Consider the following 23673-nt stretch of genomic DNA (forward strand, 5'->3'; position numbering starts at 1 on the left):
TGCTTACCATTGTATAGAAAAACTTTATGAAACCAACATTATCACTACCCATTAAAACATTCCTCATTGGCATATTCCTGTTTTCGGCACTTAGTTTTAAAGCTAAGGCACAGGAAGTAATAACGTTACAAAAAGCAATTGACCTTGCGCTTGAGCGTAATTTAACCATCAAGCAGGCGCAGTTTACTGAGGCTTTATCAGATGAAGACCTGAAGCAAGCAAAAAACAATCAATTACCCAATTTAACTGCGGCTCCACAGGGAGGATTTAATTTTGGCCGTAATATTGACCAGTCAACTTACCAGTTCATTAATCAGCGTATCCTTCAGTTTTATGGAAACATTTCTTCCCAGGTCACACTATTTCAAGGTGGGCAGTTACGTAACCAGATAATCCAAAACAAATTAACGCTTGATGCTAATAAAACAGCTACTACTAAAGTTAAAAACGACCTGGTGCTAAATGTGGTTACCACTTTTCTTCAGGTATTAACCAACCAGGACCTGGTAAAAGCATCACAACAGCAAATTGATATCGCAAAACTAACTTTAGACCGGGCCCAGAAAAATTTTGATGTAGGTAACCAAACGTTGGCCGATCTTTCGCAAGCCAAAGCCCAGCTATCAACCGCTGATCTGAATTATACCAATGCCGAAAATCAGCTGGAATTATCAATGCTCACCTTAAAACAATACATGGAAATGAGCCCGGCCATTGACATATCAGTGGAGAAACCGGATATCAGCAAGCTGACTGATATAAAAACAATTTACGATCCGCAGGATGTATTAAAAACGGCATTGGGTGTAAACCCGGATGTGTTGCTTGCCGAAGCTCAGCAACGGACAGCCGAACAAGCCATAAAGGTTGCTAAAGGTACTTATTACCCAACTGTTAGTTTAATAGGGCAGGCAGGGTCTAATTTTTCGGATGCGAAAAATACGCTTGCCTCGGCAACTGCTAACGGAACATTAACTCCGATAGGATTTGTGCAAAATACACAACAGGTTGTTGTGCAACCAGGCTTTACACAAGTTTTTAAGAGCAATCCATTTTTTACGCAATTGAGCGATAACTTTAACCAGGCAATTGCCATAAGCTTACAAATACCTATTTTTAACAGGTTTAGCTCACGCACACAGGTACGTAAGGCAAAAATACAGGCCCAAAATGCACAGGTAGGCGCACAACTGGCCCGTAATAATCTGAGTAAAATTATTTACCAGGCTGTATGGGATGTAAAGGCGGCCGAAAAGAAATACCAATCGACTATGCAAACCTACCAGGCTAATAAGGAAGCTTTTAATATTACGCAGCAACGTTTTACAGTTGGTTTAGTAAACTCACTTGATTATAATACCTCATTAACCAACCTTAATAAATCACAGTTTGATATGATAGAGGCGCAATACCAGGTTATTTTCAGGAGTAAAGTGATTGACTATTACCTGGGCAATCCAATAACATTATAATATAATAAGTAAGCTAAATTTTAAACATTAAATAAAAAATATCCAAACGCATAGTCATGGGAAAAACTACTAAATATATTTTGATTGGCCTGGGAGCAATAATCGTATTGTACGTAATAGCCAGGGTTGCCGGTCTGGTTGGTAAACCCCCTTTAACCCAGGTAGCCACTGAAAAAGCTGATGTGCGTGAGGTTAACGAAACCGTATCGGCCAGTGGGAAAATAAAACCGCACATAGAAGTTAAAATTAGCCCTGAAGTTTCGGGCGAGGTGGTTGAGCTGCCTATAAAGGAGGGTGATGTAGTTAAAAAGGGCCAACTGCTTTGTAAAATAAGGCCTGATATATTAAAGTCGGGTTTTGACAGGGCAGTAGCATCATACAGCACTCAAAAAGCAAGCGTGGGTAATTCCCAACAAATGCTTAAACAATCGGAGGCAACCTTTAATAACCAGGCTGCTATTTATAAACGTAGTAAGGAGTTGTATGATAATAAGGTGCTTACCGCATCTGAGTATGATAACGCCAAAGCAAGTTATGAGGGTGCCAAAGCAGCTTTAGAAGCTGCCAAGCAAAATGTAGTTGGCGCGCAGTTTGGCCTTGCTCAATCATCAGCATCGGTTAAAGAAGCCCAGGATAACCTGGCAAAAACAACTATTTATTCGCCGGTTGATGGTGTGGTATCTAAGCTGTCGATAGAAAAAGGTGAGCGTGTTTTGGGTACCCAGCAATTTGCAGGTACCGAGATCATGACCATATCTGACTTGAGTAAAATGGATGTAAATGTTGATGTGAATGAAAACGATATTAACCGTATTTCATTAGGCGACCCTGCAAATATTGAAATTGATGCCTTTTTAGGTAAAAAGTTTACCGGTGCGGTAATTGAGATAGGAAGTTCGGCCAATGTGGTTGGTACTACTGCCGATCAGGTGACCAACTTTACAGTTAAAGTACGCATCGATGCAAACTCATACGCAGGATTGCTTAAAAAAACGGTAGATAACCCGTCTCCTTTCCGCCCGGGATTAACGGCTACAGTTGATATTAATACAAACCACGTTAAAGGCTTATCGGTTCCAATACAATCGGTAACCACAAGGGATGAGAAAAAAGATGCTGCCGCCAGCTCACCTGCAAAGGATGATAGTAAGAATAAACCACAGATCAGTGCACCAGCAAAAGAGTATGTGTACGTTTATACTGCCGGCAAACTAAAACAAGTACAGGTAACCACGGGTATTCAGAACGATACCTATATTCAGATCCTGTCGGGGTTAAAAGGTGGCGAAGAAGTGGTTTCGGCCCCTTATGCAGCCATATCAAAAATCCTGGCCGATGGTATGAAAGTTGAAAAGGTTGATAAATCAAAGCTGTTTAACGCAGAAGCTAAGTAATAGGAAAACTTATACTTTATAACAAAGCCGTAGCCTTAAAAGGTTGCGGCTTTATTGTTTTTATAATTAAACGCGTCAAGAGGCCTCACCCAACCCTCTCCATAGGAGAGGGCTTCAAAATGCTTTTTAAAGTCTTCCCCTTTGGGGGGAGATTATTCACATTATTATTTTTATTTTTTGTGTTCATGATGGCTCCGCCGTTTAGAGGGGGCTTCTTCTTCGCTATGCTCAGGATGACAAGGTGGTGGTACCCTGCAAGCTCAGCACTGCCTGGTTTAAAAAGTTTGGAATGAGTGTATGCTGGGTATAGGTTATTTTATCCGGATCATCCAGGTGTTCCAGCATTTCGCGATATTTTACTTCGCCGTGTTCGTTTATTACTTCGTCTTTTTTTTCTTCCTTTAGTAATAGTGCTTTCATGCCATTGGCATCTGCTTCGGGGTGAAACTGGGTGGCAAAAAAATAATCGTTATAGCGGATGGCCATCATGGCACGGGGCATATCAACATGCGGACGTTCCTTTTCAATAGCTACCAGTTGCATGCCCAGTTCCTTAAACCGTTTTTCATCGGGATTAATCACCTGCCAGCTTCGTGAGTCAACCGCGTAAAACGGATTGGCAAGGCCCTCCAAAATGGGGTCATTTGCACCGACCGGAGTTTGGTTCACGGGCAACACACCAAACGATGGTGAGTAGCGCATATTGATATCGCCCAATTTGTAATGGCGGCACATGAGCTGGAAGGAGTGGCATACAAACAAGACATGTTTTTTATCGGCGTGGTTTGACAGGTTGTAGTCTTCCAGTTTATTAATCAGCCTGAAATATTTCTTTTCCCACTCGGTACCTTCCGAAATCAGCGGATCGCCTGGGCCACCGCTTGAAATATAAATGTCAAAATCTGTCCCCGGCATTTCGCAGCGACGGCGCACATCAAATATGCGGTAACTTAAATTTAAATTGTGCTGCGCCTTATACCTGTTCAAGATATCCTGGAAACCACGCATCCCCTCGTTTGCTATCCCATCGTACAGGTCAAGAATCGCTACCCTGATTTCCGGTTTATTTGTTGTCATTATTTTGTTGTCATTATTTATAATCCCTTTAATGTTTGCGAGGTAATGTAGTCAACCACGTCTTCAAAGTTATTATTTTGCTGGTAAACGGCCAACTGCCTGTCGGCCCCGGTACCGTGTTCCAGTATTTTGTGTACGTACTGCAAGTCGTCACGCGAGCCAAGCTCGTCAACCACATCATCAACAAAATCTAACAGTTCCAATACCAGTGAGCGGGTGTTCACTTCCATTTCCTTACCAAAGTCAATCATTTTTCCGTCGATCCCGTAACGTGCCGCACGCCATTTGTTTTCGTTGATAAGCGCGCGCGAATAGGTGATGAAGTTCATGTTTTGCAGCCGCAGTTTATACAGTTTGGCGCATAGGGCCTGGAAAAGAGCGGTAAAGGCTATGGTTTCATCAACCAGCATAGGGCAATCGCAAATGCGGAACTCAATGGTTTCGAAAAAGGGGTGTACACGAATGTCCCACCAGATTTTTTTGGCATTATCAATACAATTGGTTTTTACCAGCAGTTTGATGTAATTATCGTATTCCTCAATACTGCTATAATAATCAGGGATGCCGGTGCGTGGAAACTTGTCGAACACCTTGGTACGGAACGATTTGAAGCCTGTATTGCGCCCCTCCCAAAAAGGAGAGTTGGTTGAAAGGGCATAAACATGCGGCAAAAAATAGCGTACCTGGTTGGCTATATGTATAGCCATATCCCGCGATTGGATGCCCACATGCACATGCAAGCCAAAAATAAGATTGGAGCGGGCAGCCTCCTGCATCTCATCAACAATTTCAAAATACCGTGGATGATCAGTGATCAACTGGTGCTGCCAGTGCGAAAAAGGGTGAGTACCCGATGCGCCAATGCGTAAGCCGATATCACCCGCCAGTTGAGCCACGGTGGTGCGTAGTTTGCTTACCTCTTTACGTGCCTCCTGGGTATTGTGGCAAATATGGGTGCCCACTTCCACCACGGCCTGGTGCATTTCGGCCTTTACCTGGTCCTCATGGATCTTTTGGGCGCTATCCACAATTCTTTGCTCATGCGATTTTAGCTCCCTGGTAACAGGGTCAATCACCATAAATTCTTCTTCAACACCTAAAGTAAACTCGTTCATAATTGGTTAGTATTACATTTTATGCCCTTGCCTGTGAAGCCACAAACGATGGGAAAATATCATGTCATGCTGAACTGGTTTCAGCATCTCATTTGCAAATTGTGAACAGGAAATTCGTCTGTCCCGTGAGATGCCGAAATAAATTCGGCATGACATGAGTGTATATTATTTCTTTGCCACTTTTTTAGGCTTCTCCTTCGCTGCTTTCTCTTTAACAAGCTTCACCACCTTCTCCTTCTTTACTTTTCCCTCAGCCTCTATCCCATGATCAACTTTCCCTACAGAAACATCCTCCTTCACTGGTTTTGCTTTGGCGCTTACCAGCGGAGTTTTGGTAGCCGATGTTTTTACATACTCGCCCCAGGTTAGGTTATCCAGGCCGTCCTTTTGGCTTTTGGCTCGTTCAATGGCGTAATCGGCGGCGGTTTCAACCACCCATTCAAAGTTTTCCTGGCCTACGCTGGTCACTTCGGCATCGGGGGCAGGATTGCAAAAATCAATAGCGTAAGGTATGCCATCGCGAATAGCAAACTCAACCGTATTAAAATCGTAGCCCAAATACTGATTCAGTTTTATAACATAGTTTTTAATCGTATCCAGTATTTTTTTTGATGCCGGGGCTTTACCATGTTCATAACGCAAATGGTGCGGGTTGCGCGGCTCATACTGCATAATACGCACGTGTTTGCCGCCTATGCAATAACAACGGAAATAGTCGTCGAATACTACTTCTTCCTGCAGCATCATTACATGCTGTTTGGTTTTATTGTAATTTTTAAAAAAATCTTCGCGGTTGTTCAGCTGGTAAACCTCTTTCCAGCCGCCACCATCAAATGGTTTCATATAGGCCGGGAAACCGATGTAATTAAATATACCATCCCAATCTAAAGGGTAAGCCAGGTTGCGGAAGGATTTTTCTGTAGTATCATCGGGCAGTTCTTTTGATGGCAGGATCACTGTTTTGGGTACTGGTACACCCAATTTTACAGCCAGCGCGTTGTTGAAAAACTTTTCGTCGGCACTCCACCAAAAGGGGTTGTTAATTACCGCCGTACCACAAATAGCAGCGTTTTTCAGGGCTGCGCGATAATACGGTACATCCTGCGAGATCCGGTCGACGATCACAGCGTAGTCCAGCGGTTCGGCTTGCATCACCTTATCAAGGCGTACAAACTCTGCCGAGATGTTTTTCTCTGCCTTTTGATTGATACGATCAACAAATGCCTGTGGAAATGAATTTTCCTGTCCGAATAAGATGCCTATTTTTTTCATGGTAGATGGTATGATGTTTTTAGATGGTATGATGTTTTTCAGTTGTCAGTTCGGGTTTATTTAACTTTATTCAATAACTCTCTAATTCAATAATTATTTAATGGTTGATAAATAATGCGAAAACATTTCTTTCCATATCGGCCAGTCGTGACTGGCATTCGGGCGTATATCCAGCCAATGGTTAATGTTTTTTTGAGCCAAAATGTTTGATAGTTGTAAATTATATCCTTTGCAAATGTCATGTTCTGATGTGCCGAGAATAATATTCATTTGCCATAGTTCATGCTGGTTGCTGCCGGGTAAAAAATCAACCGGATTATTATAAAATATATCATCATTATAAAAACCATCGGTAAACATTTTAATATCAAAAGCGCCGCCCATGGTAAACAGATGCGCCACCTTCTCCGGGTGTTTAAAGGCGAAGTTGGCCGCATGGTAGCCACCAAAACTGCAACCTGCCATAGCTACCTTACCCACACCGGTTTCRTGCATGGCCCAGGGTGCCAGTTCGTCGAGCAGCATTTTATCGTACCAGGTATAGTTGCGGGCGCGGTCGGCAGGGGAAATGCCTTTATCGTACCAACTGCGATCGTCAATGGTATCGGGGCAGTATATTTTAACCAAGCCTTCATCAATAAACCATTTTACGCTATCTATCAGTCCGAAATCCTTGTTTTGGTAATAGCGCCCCTTTGTTGTCGGGAACAGGATCACCGGAAAACCCCTGTCGCCAAATACCAGCATTTCCAGGTCGGTGTTTAAGTTTGGCGAGTACCAGCGGTGATATTTTTCAGTCAAAATAATGGGTTTTGGTTTCTGATTGTAAGTTAAGCGGTTTGATTGAAAAAGGCAACAGTCTGATAAATTAATAGGTTAGCATAAAAAAGCCTCACCCTGCCCTCCCCAAAGGAGAGGGTTCAAAAATAAAGTCCTCTCCTTTGGAGAGGATTAGGTGAGGCTAAATATCCCAAAAAATGAAAAGTATTTTTACTTTTGTGCCCTTTAAAAAGGAGACAAAGATGTACTGGGGCTGGGCTGAAATTGAAATGACGATCACCGAAAAAAATATAACTATAAACTCCGAACTGCTGAACAGGGAAGTTACCTGCACGCTTTTAATGCCTGACGAACAGGAACTGACCGAGCCGCTGAGTTTGCTATTGCTGAACGATGGCCAGGAGCTGGATAACCTGGAACTAAGAGCAACACTGGAGCAGTTGTATAGCACTAACCGTATAAAACCGCTGCTGGTAGCGGCCATACATGCCGGTGAAGACCGCATACAGGAATACGGCATTGCCGGTAAACCCGACTTTAAAAAACGCGGTTCAAAGGCCGATATTTATACTGAATTTATTGTAACCGAATTGCTGCCGCAGATTAAAGCGCAAACCGGTATCAGTGATTTTGAAACCACTGCTTACGCGGGATTTTCATTAGGCGGATTGTCGGCCTTTGATATTGCCTGGAACAATGCTGATGTGTTTGATAAAGTGGGCGTGTTCTCCGGCTCGTTCTGGTGGAGGGGGAAAGATCTGGCCAAGGGTTATACCGATGCTGACCGCATCATGCACTCGGTTATTAAAAGTACCGCGGAGAAACCTGATCTTAAATTTTGGCTGCAAACCGGTACTAAGGATGAAACAACCGACCGCAATAAAAACGGTATTATTGATGCCATTGACGATACCATCGACCTGATAAAAGAACTGGAAAATAAAGACTACACACGCCCTGCCGAGATACAATACGTTGAAGTAGTTGGCGGTAGCCACGATACCGCAACATGGGCCAAAGCCATGCCTAAGTTTTTGAGCTGGGCATTTGGGAGGTAGGAAGAAAGAAGATATCACCCACTATGTCATTTCGATGAGCAGAAGTGATTGCGTGATGGGGCGAAGAGAAATCTTGTATGCCATGCATTTCACACGTTCTGTACAGGGCGTATAAGATTTCTCACCCTCCCCTTGCTTTGGCCACCTCATGAGGGTTCGAAATGACATGACTTATTTAGGTCATACATAATAATAACTCTTGTCATTTCGATGAACACGGATTGAGATTGTGTAGCGGAGTGAAGAGAAATCTTAGGCTATGCATTTAAACCATGCCTTAATTGATATCTTTAAAACAATGTGGAATCACAATTATTATGTCTATATCACTACTAATCCAGGGAAAACAGTGTTGTATGTTGAGGTTACAAATGATATAAGCGTCAGATTGCGTCAGCATAGGGAAAACAAAGGCACTCAAAAGTCATTCACCGGCCAGTACTACTGCTACAATTTAGTTTACTATGAGCATTTTTCACATATTGAACATGCTATTGAAAGAGAAAAAGAAATTAAGAAGTGGCGTAGGGAGAAGAAAAATGATCTGATAGAATCCATAAACCCTAATTGGATTTTTTTAAACGATCAGGTAGGCGATTAGCGCCTAACTATAAAACAAACCATGTCATTTCGATGAGCGGCGGTGGAGTTGTGTGGTAGGGCGAAGAGAAATCTTACACGCTTTGCAATTCATGTTGTATAAGATTTCTCACCCTTACCCTGCTTTACCCAACTCAGAAGGGTTCGAAATGACACAGCTTTGAATATAATGGCAAATTTAAAAGAATACCCACCTTACGATCAATGCGTTAAATATTTACACGGAACATTAGGCGATGTATAATCTATCCCGTACGCGTGTTTAATAAGCAACGACACTACATCGGTTATGGTTTTTTCTTTGCGGTGCATTTGGAGCAATAAGCCCATCATGGCGTAACTTATGGGGTTTACGGCAGGGATAAATGTTTCCCATTCATACCCTTTGCCCCATATCAGGCCTTTTACGGTGTGGGTAAGGTCGGCCCCGTTTTCCAATAAAAAATAGAGCATGGGCGCCGAGTTATTACCGTTTTGATTAACAGTATGAAAAATGGGGGTATGCCCGCCAAAGYCATACTCATCCAAACCAGCCTTCGCGTTTACATCAGCCCCATATTGTACAAGTAGTTTCGCGCAGGCCAGACTATTATATTCTGCACAAAAATGCAACAATGTACCCCCGGTTAAGGGTGTATAAGTATTGTTAAATAAGGCATATGTTTTGGTTATGGCCGCTGCCGGGGCATCACTGATGGCAGCTTTTAATTTTTCAGCGTCATCAATTAAAACAGATAGCAGTGCTTTATCTTCAAAATCCAATCCTGCATCTATAAAGGCCAGTACGCAATCCCTGAAACGGGGGGTACGGGTGTACATCTCCAMCATCTTGGTAAAAACAGGTATCCCTTCCTGTACATCATTAGGGTTACCACCCTCTTCAAAATACCTGCGTATCCCGGCAACGGAATGCACTTCCATATCATAAAGTAACTGTACGTAATCAGGCATGACTATGTGAAATGTTTAACTAATTTAACTGATTTTCTTTATAATTTTCAACTGGTCAGCACTTTAAATTATAAGCTGTTAACACTATTTGGTAATTAAATTGTATAAATGTTTCTCTATAAGCTTGCAAAGCTTTAAAATGCCATATATTAACGTTACCTTTGCGCCAAATTTTAGGAGCATTTTCATGCAAAAAATAAGAAACATTGCGATTATCGCACACGTTGACCACGGTAAAACCACGTTGGTTGACAAAATTTTACACAGTTGCGCCATTTTCCGTGAAGGCCAAGAAACTGGTGAATTAATATTGGATAACAATGACCTGGAACGCGAGCGAGGTATCACCATCGTATCAAAAAACGTTTCGGTAATGTATAAAGACGTTAAGATCAACATTATTGATACTCCTGGTCACGCCGATTTTGGTGGCGAGGTTGAGCGTGTATTGAAAATGGCTGATGGTGTTTTATTACTTTGCGATGCATTTGAAGGCGCTATGCCTCAAACCCGCTTTGTAACCCAAAAAGCATTGGCATTAGGCTTAAAACCTATTGTTGTTGTTAATAAGGTTGATAAAGAAAACTGCCGCCCTGAAGAAGTTTACGAACAGATATTTGAATTATTCTTCAACCTTGAAGCAACTGAAGATCAACTGGATTTCCCGGTTATCTACGGTTCATCAAAACAAGGCTGGATGAGCACCGACTGGAAAACACCTACAGAGGATATTTTCCCGTTAATGGATGCTATATTGGCTAACATTCCACCGGCACCAATAGCCGAAGGTACTTTGCAAATGCAGATCACCTCGTTAGATTATTCATCTTTCGTAGGCCGTATCGCCATTGGTCGTGTAGCCCGTGGTACTATTAAAGAGAACCAACCGGTATCTTTAGTAAAACGCGATGGCACTATCCAAAAATCAAGAATAAAGGAATTATATACTTTTGAAGGCTTGGGTAAAGTACGTGCTACAGAAGTAAGCTCTGGCGATATTTGTGCTGTAGTTGGTATTGATGGTTTTGATATTGGTGATACTATTGCCGATTTTGAAAAACCAGAACAACTGGAAGTTATACATATTGATGAGCCAACTATGAACATGTTGTTCACCATCAATACTTCACCTTTCTTTGGTAAAGAGGGTAAATTTGTTACCTCTCGCCACCTGCGTGATCGTTTATACAAAGAGATGGAGAAAAACCTGGCGCTTAAGGTTGTTGAAACCGAATCGCCTGATTCATACCTGGTGTATGGTCGTGGTATCCTTCACTTATCAGTTTTAATCGAAACTATGCGCCGCGAAGGTTATGAGTTACAGGTAGGTCAGCCGCAGGTTATTGTTAAAGAAATTGATGGTGTTAAATGTGAGCCGGTTGAAACTTTAATAGTTGATGTACCGGGCGATGTTGCAGGTAAAGTTATTGAGCTGGTAACACAGCGCAAAGGCGACCTGTTGGTAATGGAACCTAAAGGCGATTTACAGCACCTTGAATTTGATATCCCTGCTCGTGGTATCATCGGTTTACGTAACAACGTATTGACCGCTACCGGTGGCGAGGCTATTATGGCTCACCGCTTTAAAGCATACGAACCATGGAAAGGTCAGATCCCGGGCCGCTTAAATGGTGTATTGGTATCAATGGATACTGGTAAAACTACTGCTTTCGCTATTGATAAATTACAGGATCGTGGTCGTTTCCACGTTGATCCGGGAGTTGATATTTACGAAGGACAGGTATTAGGCGAACACATCCGCGATAACGATTTGGTTATTAACCTTACCAAAGGCAAGCAGTTAACTAACATGCGTGCATCAGGAAGTGATACCAACGTTAGGATTGCACCTGCTATTAAATTCTCGTTAGAAGAATCAATGGAATACATACAAGCCGACGAATACATTGAGGTAACCCCACAAAGCATCCGTTTACGTAAAATATTCCTGAACGAGAACGAAAGAAGGATTAACGCTAAGAAGTTTACAAGTCAATAATTTATTAACCGCTTGTAATAAATAAAAAAGAAAGAGCCCCAATTTGGGGCTCTTTCTTTTTTATAGGTTTTTATATTAATAGGGGTTGTTAGTATATTTACTTGTTTTAATAATTAACATTAACGGCCTTTATTGTATGAAAAAGAGATATGTGATTTATTTTGTGTTGCTTGGATTTGCAATAACATCATGTAAAAGCGAAGGCCCGGATCCGGTAACGCCCGAAAAACCAGTTATTGACAGTGTGAAATCGGGATTGTCGGCTTACTATCCATTTAACAACAACGCGCTTGATGCTACCGGCCGTGGTAACAACGGTGAGGTACATGGTGCTACACTTACTACCGACAGGTTTGGCAAAAATAATTCAGCTTACAGTTTTGATGGCGCAAGTAGTTATATTAAGGTAAATGACAGCCCTGACCTGCGTTTATATAATACAGATTTTACTATCAATGTATGGGTTAACCTTGATTCGTATAATGACACCTATGGTAATGTTATTTTAGGTAAAAGAGCCTCTGGCTCAGCGGCAGGATGGGTTTTTGGAATTGAAGGGAATACCGGTTTGCCAAATGATCAGGGATCAGTAGGCAGGCCTTTTTACCAGGTTTCGGATGATGCTGATCCTTTGGGGATTGGTGTAAAAGTACTACATACCAAACAATGGCACATGATAACGGTGGTGTATATTTTTAGTCAGAAACTACTTGGCTATTATTTTGATGGCGTATTAGATAACTCTATTACCGATATCCCCGTTGCCAATAATGCAATAACCACAGCCATGTTTATTGGCACCGATAGCCAAAACTTAAATGCCGGTGCACCTACCCTGCATTTTACAAAAGGTAAAATAGATGATATAAGGATATACAACCGCTTGCTTACCCAGGCCGAAGTCACGAGCCTTTATACGTTRCCAAATTAATATTCGCAAACATCTTTCATGAATAAAAATAAAGTGGATAGTTAATGCCTTACCACATTTTTTTAATCTATTTCTTTAAGGGTATTGAGCTTATAAATATGTTATCATCAAGATTTTAATATTGAAAAGATATCGTATATTAGCCGGTCTAAACTTTATTACATGAAAAAATATTTACCAGTATTGGTGCTGTTTGCTATACTTTACAGTTCTTGTAGCAAGATCAAAGATGATCCTAAACCTGACGATTCGCTTAAAGGTATCTTATTTACAGATACACTTTCCTTGTACACAGGCAATGTTAAGCAACTTAATTATACGCTTACGCCTTCAAATTATGACCCCAGTTTATTGGTTTGGAAGTCGTCAGATACAACAGTTGTTTCTGTTAGTAATACCGGAAAATTAAGCGCAAAAGAGGTAGGTAAATCTACCATCACCTTAACAAATAAAGCTAATACATTTGCGTTAAGCGGCCTGGTATCGGTTAAGGATAGTTTAAACGTTGGCTTATTGGCTTTTTATCCTTTTAATAATAGTACTAATGATTTATCGGGGCATAATTTTAATGGGGTAGCCCATAATTTAACCAGTGCGCCTGATCGTTTTGGAAAAGCAAACGCTGCGTACTCCTTTAATGGAACAAGTAGTTATATCAAGGTAAATGACAAACAAGCCCTCAGATTAAACGGAACAGATTTTTCCTTAAATTATTGGGTTAATTTAGATAATTATAGCGCATCTTTTGGTACCGTAGTTCTTAGTAAAAGAGGCTTAGGATATACTAATGGATGGATAAGTGGTGTTGGTGGATATGCTAATGCAAGTTCAATTGTTGGCAAGTATGGTACCATTACTTATAATGTTTCAGGCGGAACGGATCCTTTTGCTTATGGTCAATTGGTAGTTGGGCTTAAGGCCTGGCATATGGTCACCGTAGTATACAACTATTCTTTATCAAGCGTCAGTCTTTATGTTGACGGAGTTTTCGATAGGGTTTCAAATAATATACCTTCGCCCAATGCCTTAACAAACTCAGATATGTACATCGGCGCAGATAGTCAGGGTTCTGATAATCCGAGTTATAGTGACTATTTAGTTAAAGGTGGAGTTGACGATATAAGGATATATAACAGATTGTTAAATGCGAACGCGATTCACAAATTATTTGTAGCTACAAAATAACCTCGTCTGTTTATTAAAAGTTTTTAAATTTTATCTGAAAAGGCCGGTGTTCATTGGATGCCGGTCTTTTTTATTAACAAATCTGAACAAAAAACAACTAAATTTGCAGCTATGAATAGCAATAGCAGGCTGAATCCTACCTTGTTCTCTACACGATACGTACACTTAACAAAGCTTCGGGATGCTACTTTAAAAACAATGCAGGATTTAACTGCCGGCAACAAAAGCTTAACGCTTATTGATTTCGGTTGCGGGGATATGCCTTACCGATCGGTAATTGAACCGATGGTAGGTAAGTATATTGGGGTTGATCTTGACCTTAACCCGCTGGCTGATCATCACATAGATTTTGATAGCAAAACAACATTGCCCGATAATTATTGCGATATTATTCTATCGAACCAGGTGCTGGAACATGTTGATTCACCCCACAGTTATCTTTCTGAAGCCCTACGCATTCTAAAGCCCGGAGGTAAAATTATATTGACCACACATGGTTACTGGTATTATCATCCAACTCCTTATGATTACTGGCGTTGGACAAGTGCCGGTTTGAGAAAAACCATAGAAGCCGAAGGCTTTAAAGTCAATTCGTTTCATGGCATCATGGGGCTTGCGGCAAGTGGCATACAGCTTTTTCAGGATGCTATACTTTTAAAGCTGCCTAAGTTTTTGGCGCCCCCTTTTGCATTTGTTATGCAAAGTTTTATACGTTTGTTTGATAAGATGCATTCGCAGCAGCAACGTGACCGTGATGCCTCACTTTACGTGGTTATAGCGGAGAAAAATACGGATACGGTATAATGGAATCTTTTAACCTCTGTATTATAAAGCCTAATAAGGATGCTTTTTCTGAAACTTTTATACAGGAACATATAAACAGGTTGCCTGGTAATAAAAAAGTTTTGTACGGAGGGGCTTTCCCGGTTTATGATCATGAAGGAAAATTTCTTATCCGTTCAAAATTGGGTTTAATAAGTTACCTTATTCAAAAAAAAATCTTTAAAAAAAAGGAAATTAAAGTACGCACCAATGCCCTGGTCAGTTATCTGAAACGTGAAAAAATAGATGTGGTTTTTGTGGAATATGGGATGGTGGGCGCTATGGTTACTGATGCCTGCAAAATAGCCAATGTTCCGTTGGTTATTCATTTTCATGGTGCAGATGTCTACCATAAAAAAACAGTTGAGGCGTATAAAGATCTTTATAAAAAAGCATTTAACTATGCCAGCGCTTTTATATCTGTATCAGCGGATATGGTAGAAGATTTAAAAACCTTAGGTGCCCCTGGTGATAAAGTACACTTAGCGTCTTGCGGGGTTGATACAGAGAAGTTTCCTGAATTGAATATTTTAAATACAGATAAAAACTTTCTTTCAATAGGCCGTTTTGTTGAAAAAAAATCGCCGACTTCAATTGTGAGGGCGTTTAAATTAGTAACAGAAAAAGTTCCCGATGCCAGACTTTGGATGGTAGGGCAGGGGCCACTGTTTGATGGGACCAAAGCCCTGATTACAGAATTAGGCCTTGATGAAAAGATAACCTTAGCAGGCGTTTTAAAAACAGATGAGATAAAAAAACTGATGCATCAATCGCGTTGTTTTGTACAGCATTCGGTAACCGCGGCAAACGGCGATAAAGAGGGCACACCAGTAACCATTTTAGAAGCCGGTTCATCTGGCCTGGCCATAGTAAGCACCCAGCATTCGGGTATAAAGGAAGCGGTTATTAACGGCGAAACAGGTTATCTGGTACCCGAGCACGATATTCAGGGTATGGCTAATTATATGATAAAAATAGCTAACGACGTGCAATTAGCTTCGTCATTAGGTATAAAAGAGGCCGCCCATATTCGCAAAAATTACGATATAAGGGATAGAATAAATACCTTAACAATAATACTWCAACAAGCAATACATAAGAATTAAAAATATGATTAGGAAAATAGTGCGCTCAATGGTTAATAATTTTGGCTATGATCTGGTAAAGCCGGATAAGCGCCTGGTTGTTGATGGCCTTCCTGCCGATTTTGACAAAGCCACACTGAATACCTATAATAAGGTAAAACAATATACCATGACCACGCCAGAGCGTATAGCATCATTATGCAATGCGGTAAACTACCTGGTAAAAAATAACATCAAGGGCGATTTTGTAGAATGTGGTGTTTGGCGTGGTGGAAGCACGATGGCTGCTATTGATACATTGATAAATACAGGTGACACATCAAGGGATATATACCTTTATGATACATTTGAAGGGATGTCTGAACCTACGGAGCATGATAAAGTGTTTACGGGTACTGCAGCCGATGAGTTGATGAATAGCAGTGCTAAAGAAGATCCAACCTCTGTTTGGTGCTACTCGGCCCTTGAAGAAGTGCAGTACAATGTGGGTACACTCAACTATCCATCAAAACTGGTTCATTATGTAAAAGGTAAAGTGGAGGATACTATACCGCAAAATATTCCGGGTAAAATAGCCTTATTAAGGCTTGATACGGATTGGTACGAATCAACCGCGCATGAGCTTAAGCATCTTTATCCGTTGTTGGTACCGGGCGGCGTTATCATCATTGATGATTATGGCCATTGGGAAGGTGCCCGCAAAGCCGTTGACGAATATATTGAAGCGCAAAAACTTCCGTTATTGCTTAACCGCATTGATTATACCGGAAGGATTGGGGTTAAGTACTAAATATAGAAATGGGAATAGTTAAAAAACAGGTTTATAAGAACACTATTCTGTCATACACAGGTATGGTAGTAGCGTACATCAATACTGTTTTGCTTTTTCCTTTTTTTACCAACACCTCGCAATATGGTTTTTATAACTTAATTATAAGTGTATCAGTTTTATACTCCCTGGTTGCCTCCATGGGGGTACCGAGCATTATAGCTAAATACTTCCCTTTTTATCGTACTGAGGATCGCAGGCATAATGGCTTCATCCACTGGGTTGCTGGTTTATCGCTATTGGGCTTTGCTGCTGCCACGGTTCTTTATATTATATTGAAGCCGGTTATATTAGGAGCCTATGCAGATAACTCGGTTTTTTTTGCTAAATACTATTATTACCTCATCCCGCTTTCGTTTTTTGTAGTGGCTTTCAACTACCTCGAAATGACTGGCCGGGTAATATATCAAACCATTTACTCCAACTTTTTACAAAACATTTTACTGCGCCTGCTTACCACCGGTTATTTATTAATGATAGCAGCGAAGTGGATAAGTTTTGAGGATTTTATATTTCTTTACATAGGCAGCAACGGTTTAATATCGCTGTTACTGTTGATAAGCCTTACAACCACAGGGAAATTCGCTTATGGTGTAAATGACTACAGTTTTAAAACCATAAAAAAGAAAGAGATCGTGAATTTTGGCTTGTTTACTTTAGTGGCAAGTGCTGTATATGTGCTATTGCAAAAGGTAGATACGTTGATGCTAAGTTCAATAGCCGGCGATTCCGTGCAGGGTGTTTATAGCTGGTATTTTAATATTGCATTGCTGATCAGTGTCCCGGCACAGGCGTTAAGCAGAACAACCTACGCTATTGTCGCGGATGCATGGAAATCAAAAAACATGGAAAACATTGCCGAGGTTTATACCAAAACATCCATCATTCAAATGGTATTTGGATGTTTACTATTTATAGGTATTATCATAAACAGGGAAAACCTATATGCCATAGCACGAAATAAGGATTTTACTGATCCAAAATATTTTAGTCTTTTTTTGGTGATAGGTCTTGGCTTTTTAGTCGATATCACTGGTGGACTAAATACCTATATCATTACAACCTCGCATAAGTACCGGTTAATTACCGGGTTTGTTTTAGCGGCCAGCATATTTTGCATTGGGCTAAATTATTTGTTGATACCAAAATACAAAGGCATGGGTGCGGCCATATCCTATTTTATAACCATTACCGGTTTAAATTTTGGAACCTGGCTGTATATCAAATATCGCTTTAAAATGCAGCCATTTAATTATAAGCACCTTTTGGTAATAGCCATTACTTTAKTAAGCTATGTAGTTGGCAAATATTTTTGGCGTATGCCTAATTTATACTTGGATATTGTGCTGCGTAGCGGGCTAACGGCAGTGGTCTATATTTTAATAACCTATTATTTTCATATCTCTGATGATCTGAATGAAAAGATAGATTCAACACTGGTTAAACTAAAGGCCATTATTAAATGACCATAAAAGCTGTCAAATAAAAAACCATTCGTATTTTTTTTTATTTATTTGAAAAGGAAACATTACACTATAGTTTTACCTTCGTAAACTATGCAGGAATCAATTATAAGCGGAAACGTTAAAACCGCATACGATCAATTTTATCAAAAGCACGATGAAGCCTGGCGTATGATGAGCGCTGAATACAAGGCTCAGCATATTATAGAGGTGTGCCGTGGACTAACCTTTACTAATGTTCTGGAGGTTGGCGCCGGCGATGGCAGTATCCTGAAATTTTTGTCGGATCAAAATTTTGCTCCCGAATATCAGGCGGTTGAAATATCAGCAAGCGGGGTTGAATACATTAAATCCCGCGATATAAAAAATTTAAAAGCTGTACAGGTATTTGATGGTTATAAACTGCCCTTTGACGATGATAGCTTTGATCTGATCATCCTGTCGCATGTGTTGGAGCATGTGGAGCATGAACGCATGCTGCTGCGCGAAATTAAACKGGTAGCCAAACAATGTGTTATTGAAGTACCGCGTGATTATAGGGCAGGTGTTGACAGGCGTATAAAGCATTTTTTGGCTTATGGGCATATCAATGTATATACCCCAACATCGCTCCGTTATTTGCTGCGTACCGAAGGTTTTGAAATTGAAAATGATCTTGTATCCATGACCGAACCTAAAGTAACCCGGTTTAATACTTATGTTAATCAAAAAAAACCAAAGAGCTTTGTCAGCAATTTGCGTATCACAGCCGAGTTTGCAGTTAAGCAGGGTTTAGGAAAAATTTTCGGAAAAAAGGTAAGTGAACAATTTGCGAACGCTTATACCGTTTTGTGTAAAAAAGCCAGCCAGCAACCCGAACTATTCTGATCTTTTATACCCATGCAGCAACTTGCCCCTATTGCCTTATTTGTTTATAACCGGCCCGACCACATGCGCCGTACCCTGATCCATTTGCAAAAAAACACACTGGCAGATGAGTCGAGATTATATATTTTTTGTGATGCCGCCAAAACCGATGCCGACCGCGACAAAGTGGAGCAGGTAAGGCAGTTGGCCAAAGAAACTACCGGTTTTAAATCGGTAAAGGTAATTGAAAGGAGTCATAACCTGGGGCTGGCCGAATCCATCATCAGCGGGGTTACTCAGTTGGTATATGAGTATGGTAAAGTAATTGTTTTTGAGGACGATCTGCTGTCGTCGCCTTATGCCCTGCAATATTTTAATGAAGCGCTAACCCGTTATGCCAACGAAGAAAAAGTGATGCATATAGGCGCTTATATGTATAATTTAAAGGATAAAGGTTTGCCCGAGTCTTTTTTTTACCGCGCTGCCAGCAGCTGGGGATGGGCCACCTGGGCCCGTGCCTGGAATAACTTTGAGCCCGATATTGATAAACTGATAGCACAGTTTGATACGTTAGATATCATTCGCTTTTCTATTGAAGGCAAAATGAACTTTTGGCGACAGGTGCAGGAATTTAAGGCAGGTAAAAACAATTCATGGGCCATACGCTGGTATGCGTCTATCTTTTTAAAGGGCGGTCTTACTTTAAATCCGTCACGTTCCTTTATCAATAATATTGGGCATGATGGTACGGGTGTGCATTCTAATAGAGAGAACATGTATGATGTGCATATTTCGCAGCAACCTGTTAAAAAATTCCCCGATGTAATCGAGGAAGACGAACGGGCGTATCATGCTATAAAATACTTTTTGGCACACCGTAAGGGTAATTTACTGCAACGCGCCGTAAGATTTGTTAAACAGCGGATGCGCTAATTTCGGTTATTTAGGTTCAGATGAATAAATGTATTTTTGAGGCATGTTGAAAGTAGTGCATCTGAATACCTATGACGGAAATGGCGGAGCAGGCAGGGGCTGTATGCGCCTTAACCGTGCACTGCTTAGCCAAAATATTGATTCGAAGATCATAGTTCATTATAAATTCGGGAAAAACGCACTGATCAGAACTTTCAACTCCAACCTGATCCAAAAGTCATATACAGCGGCTACCATCATTTTAGAACGCTTATTGGCTAAACGATATTTAAAGCCATTGCAGCGCACCCCTTTTTCATTCGCCTGGTTTGGTCGCTCGGTTATCCACCATCCCGATGTTAAAAATGCTGATATTATCCACCTGCACTGGATCAATCACGGATTTTTAGATCCAAAACATATTGCAGAGATCGCTAAATTGAATAAACCCGTTGTATGGACGTTTCATGATAGCAATGCTTTTACCGGTGGCTGCCACGTTCGTTATACCTGCGATCATTATAAGCGCCAATGCGGTAACTGTCCGCTGCTTATTCATGCATCGGATAATGATATATCGCACCAGATCTGGAAACAGAAACACAAAGCTTATGAGGTATTGGATTTTGYCATTGCAGCTCCCAGTTCATGGATGCAGGCATCCGTAAAAATGAGCAGCCTGATGCAGGGCAAGAATGTACATCAGATCCCCAACACGCTTGAAACCGATATTTTTAAACCCGCAGAAAAAAATCAGGCAAAGGAAAAAGCCGGCTTGCCAACAGATAAATTTATTTTCCTGAGCGGATTTATGCCCTCGCGCAAGGATCTGCATAAAGGCACACAATACCTGCTGGAAAGTATGGAACTACTAAAACAGCGTTTAGGTGCTGCTGCCGATAATATAGAGCTGGTAGTATTTGGTAACCGAGGCACCGAAGGTGTACCCGATTTTCCGTTCAAGACCAGTTTTTTAGGTACCATTAATAACGATGAGCAACTGGCACAATACTATGCCGCCGCCGATGCTTTCCTGATCCCATCGCTGGAAGATAACTTACCTTATACCGTAATGGAGAGCCTGGCCTGCGGAACGCCGGTAATAGCATTTACCACAGGTGGAATACCCGATATGGTACAGCATGAATACAATGGCTACCTGGCAACCTATCGTTCGGCAGAGAGCTTTGCAGATGGTATGGAGTGGATCATTAAACACCCGGACAGCGCGCAAGTTCAGCAACAGGCAAGGCAAACGGTAATGGACACTTTTTCGGAAGAGGTTATCGCCAAAAAACATATAACGCTTTACGAAAGTTTATTAAACAACAAGGGAACGGGAGGTACTGATGTTTAATCCCAAACTAAGCGTTATCACCATAGTGTACAATAACGTGCGCGATATTGAGCGCACCATACTTTCTGTTCTTGGGCAAACTTATACCAACATCGAATATATTATTGTCGACGGGCTGTCAAAAGATGGCACGCTGCAGGTGATCAATAAATATAAGGACCGCATCGACAAACTGATCAGTGAAAAGGATAATGGTATTTATGACGCCATGAATAAAGGCTTGGCTGTAGCTACCGGCGACTATGTTATCTTCATGAACTCGGGCGATGAGTTTTATGCTGCTGATACCGTAGCCAATGTTTTTGCCGCTGCCGATGATGCCGATATTTATTATGGCGAAACCGAAATGATTGACGATAACGGCCAAAGCCTGGGGCAGCGCAGGCATCAGGCACCTGTCGCGTTTACCTGGCGCGATTTTAAATATGGCATGAGCATCAGTCACCAGGCTATATACATCAGGCGGGCATTAACGGGGCCCTATGATAGCCGGTACCAGCTCAGCGCAGATATAGACTGGATTATCAGCGCGGCGAAAAAGGCCCGTAAAATTGTGAACGTAAACCAGTACGTTGCTAAATACCTGGTAGGGGGTATGTCGAAAAAGAAACACCGCCAAAGTTTGCAGGAACGTTTTAATATTATGAAACGATACTACGGACTGGTTCCCACCGTTTTAAATCATTTCGTGATCGCTTTTAACCTGGGCTGGTATTGGCTCAAAAATAAGCGGACGAATGATTAACCTAAATAACCGCAATCAATGGCTCAGTTCGAGGTCGACAAGCAAACCATTAATGACCTGCAGATATTTAATAATGCCCGGCATAAAATAGCCGTTTATAACTTTTTTGATCACGCAAGTACGTTTGGGGGAAGCAGGAAGCTGACCGAGTTGATGAGCACTCCGTCAAATGATATCCGGGTGCTCAATTCCCGACGCGATTGTATCAAATATTTTTATGATAACCAACCCCTACTTCCTTTAAGTAAAAATGATCTTGATTTTATTGAGCACTACCTTGCTTTTAATATTAGGGCTATGAGTACCAATATTGTAGATGCTTTTGCAAAGGGGATTAGCTATAAATTTAGCCATAATAATGATTATTATGTGGTCACAAAGGGCATTGATGATGTTTCCAGGTTACTAAGGGCCATACGGCAATTTTATAACGGGCTGTTGGATAAAAAACTTCCTTTGCATATTGCTGCCATTGTTGAAAGGCTGAAAGAATTTTTTGCAATAAAGGGTATAGAAAGGCTCATAATCGCAGATGCCGATAAGAAATTAAACTATTTTGAGATCGGTTATTATGATAATTTATTCAGGAAACAGGAATTGCGGGCCATAAAGTCGGTGATTAATATTGTTTATGAATTAGATGTTTATATTACGGTAGCCGAAGCTGCAACCCGCAACAATTTCTGTTTTCCGGAATATTGCGATAGTAAAAATGCCTATGTTCAGATCACTGAATTGTATCACCCCTGTATAAAAAACGCGGTTAAAAATGATGTCAGTATTGACCGGGAAAAGAATCTTGTTTTTTTAACTGGTGCTAATATGGCTGGTAAATCATCTTTTTTAAAATCATTGGGTTTGGCTGTGTATCTGGCGCATATCGGTTTTCCGATACCCGCAGATAGTATGCAAACCAGTGTATTTAACGGATTGATCACCACCATCAACCTGTCTGACAATATTAGTAGTGGTTACAGTCATTACTATAGCGAAGTTAAAAGGGTAAAGGAAACTGCTGGTAAGATACTGGAGCATAATAATATGTTCATCATTTTTGATGAATTATTTCGTGGAACCAACGTAAAGGATGCTTATGACGCATCGCTGGCAACCATTACGGCCTTATCAAAGATCAGGAATAGCGCGTTCCTGATCTCGACCCATATTGTTGAAATAGCTGTGGCACTTAAACAATATACCAATATCTCGTTTCGATATTTTGCTTCGGGAGTTGAGGACGGCAAATTGGTTTTTGAATATAAGATAAGGGAAGGCATTTCGGACGAAACATTGGGTTTTTTCATTTTCAAAAATGAAGGTATCCTGGAGATTTTGGAAAATGCATCGATAAAGGAAAATCGATCTTAGGTAGAGCGTACAAAATAAGACTTGCGCTCGTCTGTGACCACAGGTGTTGGGAAGAAATAAAAACATTGTCATTTCGAACACTCCTGGGGTGGGTACAGCAAGGGAGAGGGTGAGAAATCTTATACATCCTGTTTCGAACGTGTGAAATGCATGGCATACAAGATTTCTCTTCGCCCCACTACACAATCACCCCTGCTTATCGAAATGACATTTTTAAAAAGATAGCGGTATAAGATAGCTTTCATTTGGAAGATTTTTAGAATTTAAGCTACAAAAAAAGGCGATGAGTTTAAACTCATCGCCTTTTTTATGAATGAATATAAACCGTTATGCTTTTTTATCAGCTGGCTTTGCAGMCGGTTTAGCAGCCGGTTTCTTTTTGTTTTCGGTATAAATAGGTCCTCCGAGGGCC

General features: G+C 41.0%; 21 protein-coding genes. 16 read left to right on the forward strand and 5 right to left on the reverse strand.

The window, feature by feature from the left end:
* The first annotated feature begins 26 nt into the window (after nt 1–26).
* Nucleotides 27–1472 (forward strand): TolC family protein, encoded by a 1446-nt coding sequence (locus AC1DRQ_RS10115; protein ID WP_477424096.1) that lies wholly within the window; start codon nt 27–29, stop codon nt 1470–1472.
* 56 nt (nt 1473–1528) lie between these two features.
* Nucleotides 1529–2866 carry an efflux RND transporter periplasmic adaptor subunit gene (locus AC1DRQ_RS10120; RefSeq protein ID WP_429400210.1) on the forward strand — a complete coding sequence of 446 codons (1338 nt, stop codon included), beginning with the start codon at nt 1529–1531 and terminating at the stop codon, nt 2864–2866.
* 228 nt (nt 2867–3094) lie between these two features.
* Here AC1DRQ_RS10120 and AC1DRQ_RS10125 read toward each other — a convergent pair whose 3' ends face one another.
* From AC1DRQ_RS10125 to AC1DRQ_RS10140, 4 genes are all read right to left on the reverse strand, one after another.
* Nucleotides 3095–3943: a type 1 glutamine amidotransferase gene (locus AC1DRQ_RS10125; RefSeq protein ID WP_477424097.1), complete on the reverse strand. Its 849-nt coding sequence runs from the start codon at nt 3941–3943 to the stop codon at nt 3095–3097.
* Nucleotides 3944–3960: 17 nt separating this feature from the next.
* Nucleotides 3961–5058: a carboxylate-amine ligase gene (locus AC1DRQ_RS10130; protein ID WP_477424099.1), complete on the reverse strand. Its 1098-nt coding sequence runs from the start codon at nt 5056–5058 to the stop codon at nt 3961–3963.
* A gap of 165 nt (nt 5059–5223) precedes the next feature.
* The gene (locus AC1DRQ_RS10135) at nt 5224–6330 is read right to left on the reverse strand and encodes an ATP-grasp domain-containing protein (RefSeq protein ID WP_477424101.1); all 1107 of its coding nucleotides are present in this window, start codon (nt 6328–6330) and stop codon (nt 5224–5226) included.
* A gap of 93 nt (nt 6331–6423) precedes the next feature.
* A complete protein-coding gene (locus AC1DRQ_RS10140) occupies nt 6424–7131 on the reverse strand; it encodes an esterase family protein (protein ID WP_429400206.1) in 708 nt (235 codons plus the stop codon).
* A 176-nt stretch (nt 7132–7307) separates the two neighbouring features.
* Between AC1DRQ_RS10140 and AC1DRQ_RS10145 the strand changes: the two genes are divergently transcribed.
* Nucleotides 7308–8168, forward strand: coding sequence for an alpha/beta hydrolase (locus AC1DRQ_RS10145; protein WP_477424103.1), 861 nt, complete (start codon nt 7308–7310; stop codon nt 8166–8168).
* Nucleotides 8169–8466: 298 nt separating this feature from the next.
* Nucleotides 8467–8769, forward strand: a complete 303-nt coding sequence (locus tag AC1DRQ_RS10150; protein WP_477424105.1) for a GIY-YIG nuclease family protein — start codon at nt 8467–8469, stop codon at nt 8767–8769.
* A gap of 200 nt (nt 8770–8969) precedes the next feature.
* Here the strand turns inward: AC1DRQ_RS10150 and AC1DRQ_RS10155 are convergent, their stop codons facing one another.
* The gene (locus AC1DRQ_RS10155) at nt 8970–9719 is read right to left on the reverse strand and encodes an ankyrin repeat domain-containing protein (protein ID WP_477424107.1); all 750 of its coding nucleotides are present in this window, start codon (nt 9717–9719) and stop codon (nt 8970–8972) included.
* A gap of 187 nt (nt 9720–9906) precedes the next feature.
* Between AC1DRQ_RS10155 and typA the strand changes: the two genes are divergently transcribed.
* The 12 genes from typA (at nt 9907) to AC1DRQ_RS10215 (ending at nt 23261) form a co-directional block, all read left to right on the forward strand.
* Nucleotides 9907–11718: a translational GTPase TypA gene (gene typA / locus AC1DRQ_RS10160; protein ID WP_477424109.1), complete on the forward strand. Its 1812-nt coding sequence runs from the start codon at nt 9907–9909 to the stop codon at nt 11716–11718.
* Nucleotides 11719–11854: 136 nt separating this feature from the next.
* Complete coding sequence (locus AC1DRQ_RS10165) at nt 11855–12649, forward strand: LamG domain-containing protein (protein ID WP_477424111.1); 795 nt, start codon at nt 11855–11857, stop codon at nt 12647–12649.
* Nucleotides 12650–12811: 162 nt separating this feature from the next.
* A complete protein-coding gene (locus AC1DRQ_RS10170; protein WP_477424112.1) occupies nt 12812–13834 on the forward strand; it encodes a LamG-like jellyroll fold domain-containing protein in 1023 nt (340 codons plus the stop codon).
* A gap of 111 nt (nt 13835–13945) precedes the next feature.
* Nucleotides 13946–14638 (forward strand): class I SAM-dependent methyltransferase, encoded by a 693-nt coding sequence (locus tag AC1DRQ_RS10175; RefSeq protein WP_477424113.1) that lies wholly within the window; start codon nt 13946–13948, stop codon nt 14636–14638.
* Complete coding sequence (locus AC1DRQ_RS10180; protein ID WP_477424114.1) at nt 14638–15762, forward strand: glycosyltransferase; 1125 nt, start codon at nt 14638–14640, stop codon at nt 15760–15762. The genes AC1DRQ_RS10175 and AC1DRQ_RS10180 overlap by 1 nt, the downstream gene beginning before the upstream one ends.
* A 4-nt stretch (nt 15763–15766) precedes the next feature.
* Nucleotides 15767–16531, forward strand: a complete 765-nt coding sequence (locus tag AC1DRQ_RS10185; protein ID WP_477424115.1) for a TylF/MycF/NovP-related O-methyltransferase — start codon at nt 15767–15769, stop codon at nt 16529–16531.
* A gap of 8 nt (nt 16532–16539) precedes the next feature.
* A complete protein-coding gene (locus AC1DRQ_RS10190) occupies nt 16540–18036 on the forward strand; it encodes a lipopolysaccharide biosynthesis protein (RefSeq protein WP_477424117.1) in 1497 nt (498 codons plus the stop codon).
* Nucleotides 18037–18126: 90 nt separating this feature from the next.
* A complete protein-coding gene (locus tag AC1DRQ_RS10195) occupies nt 18127–18900 on the forward strand; it encodes a class I SAM-dependent methyltransferase (RefSeq protein ID WP_477424118.1) in 774 nt (257 codons plus the stop codon).
* 12 nt (nt 18901–18912) lie between these two features.
* Complete coding sequence (locus AC1DRQ_RS10200; RefSeq protein ID WP_429400193.1) at nt 18913–19812, forward strand: glycosyltransferase family protein; 900 nt, start codon at nt 18913–18915, stop codon at nt 19810–19812.
* A 43-nt stretch (nt 19813–19855) separates the two neighbouring features.
* A complete protein-coding gene (locus tag AC1DRQ_RS10205; protein WP_477424119.1) occupies nt 19856–21148 on the forward strand; it encodes a glycosyltransferase family 4 protein in 1293 nt (430 codons plus the stop codon).
* Nucleotides 21141–21893 carry a glycosyltransferase family 2 protein gene (locus tag AC1DRQ_RS10210; protein ID WP_477424121.1) on the forward strand — a complete coding sequence of 251 codons (753 nt, stop codon included), beginning with the start codon at nt 21141–21143 and terminating at the stop codon, nt 21891–21893. The genes AC1DRQ_RS10205 and AC1DRQ_RS10210 overlap by 8 nt, the downstream gene beginning before the upstream one ends.
* 18 nt (nt 21894–21911) lie before the next feature.
* Nucleotides 21912–23261: a MutS-related protein gene (locus AC1DRQ_RS10215; RefSeq protein ID WP_477424123.1), complete on the forward strand. Its 1350-nt coding sequence runs from the start codon at nt 21912–21914 to the stop codon at nt 23259–23261.
* Nucleotides 23262–23673 lie beyond the last annotated feature (412 nt).

It is taken from the genome of Mucilaginibacter sp. P4_E8 (assembly GCF_056401495.1).

Coding starts and splice junctions, on each gene's coding strand:
- AC1DRQ_RS10135 (WP_477424101.1), bottom strand. CDS start 6,330: ATGAAAAAAATAGGCATCTTATTCGGACAGGAAAATTCATTTCCACAG.
- AC1DRQ_RS10210 (WP_477424121.1), top strand. CDS start 21,141: ATGTTTAATCCCAAACTAAGCGTTATCACCATAGTGTACAATAACGTG.
- AC1DRQ_RS10150 (WP_477424105.1), top strand. CDS start 8,467: ATGTGGAATCACAATTATTATGTCTATATCACTACTAATCCAGGGAAA.
- AC1DRQ_RS10185 (WP_477424115.1), top strand. CDS start 15,767: ATGATTAGGAAAATAGTGCGCTCAATGGTTAATAATTTTGGCTATGAT.
- AC1DRQ_RS10125 (WP_477424097.1), bottom strand. CDS start 3,943: ATGACAACAAATAAACCGGAAATCAGGGTAGCGATTCTTGACCTGTAC.
- AC1DRQ_RS10215 (WP_477424123.1), top strand. CDS start 21,912: ATGGCTCAGTTCGAGGTCGACAAGCAAACCATTAATGACCTGCAGATA.
- AC1DRQ_RS10115 (WP_477424096.1), top strand. CDS start 27: ATGAAACCAACATTATCACTACCCATTAAAACATTCCTCATTGGCATA.
- typA (WP_477424109.1), top strand. CDS start 9,907: ATGCAAAAAATAAGAAACATTGCGATTATCGCACACGTTGACCACGGT.
- AC1DRQ_RS10175 (WP_477424113.1), top strand. CDS start 13,946: ATGAATAGCAATAGCAGGCTGAATCCTACCTTGTTCTCTACACGATAC.
- AC1DRQ_RS10145 (WP_477424103.1), top strand. CDS start 7,308: ATGAAAAGTATTTTTACTTTTGTGCCCTTTAAAAAGGAGACAAAGATG.
- AC1DRQ_RS10200 (WP_429400193.1), top strand. CDS start 18,913: ATGCAGCAACTTGCCCCTATTGCCTTATTTGTTTATAACCGGCCCGAC.
- AC1DRQ_RS10120 (WP_429400210.1), top strand. CDS start 1,529: ATGGGAAAAACTACTAAATATATTTTGATTGGCCTGGGAGCAATAATC.
- AC1DRQ_RS10130 (WP_477424099.1), bottom strand. CDS start 5,058: ATGAACGAGTTTACTTTAGGTGTTGAAGAAGAATTTATGGTGATTGAC.
- AC1DRQ_RS10170 (WP_477424112.1), top strand. CDS start 12,812: ATGAAAAAATATTTACCAGTATTGGTGCTGTTTGCTATACTTTACAGT.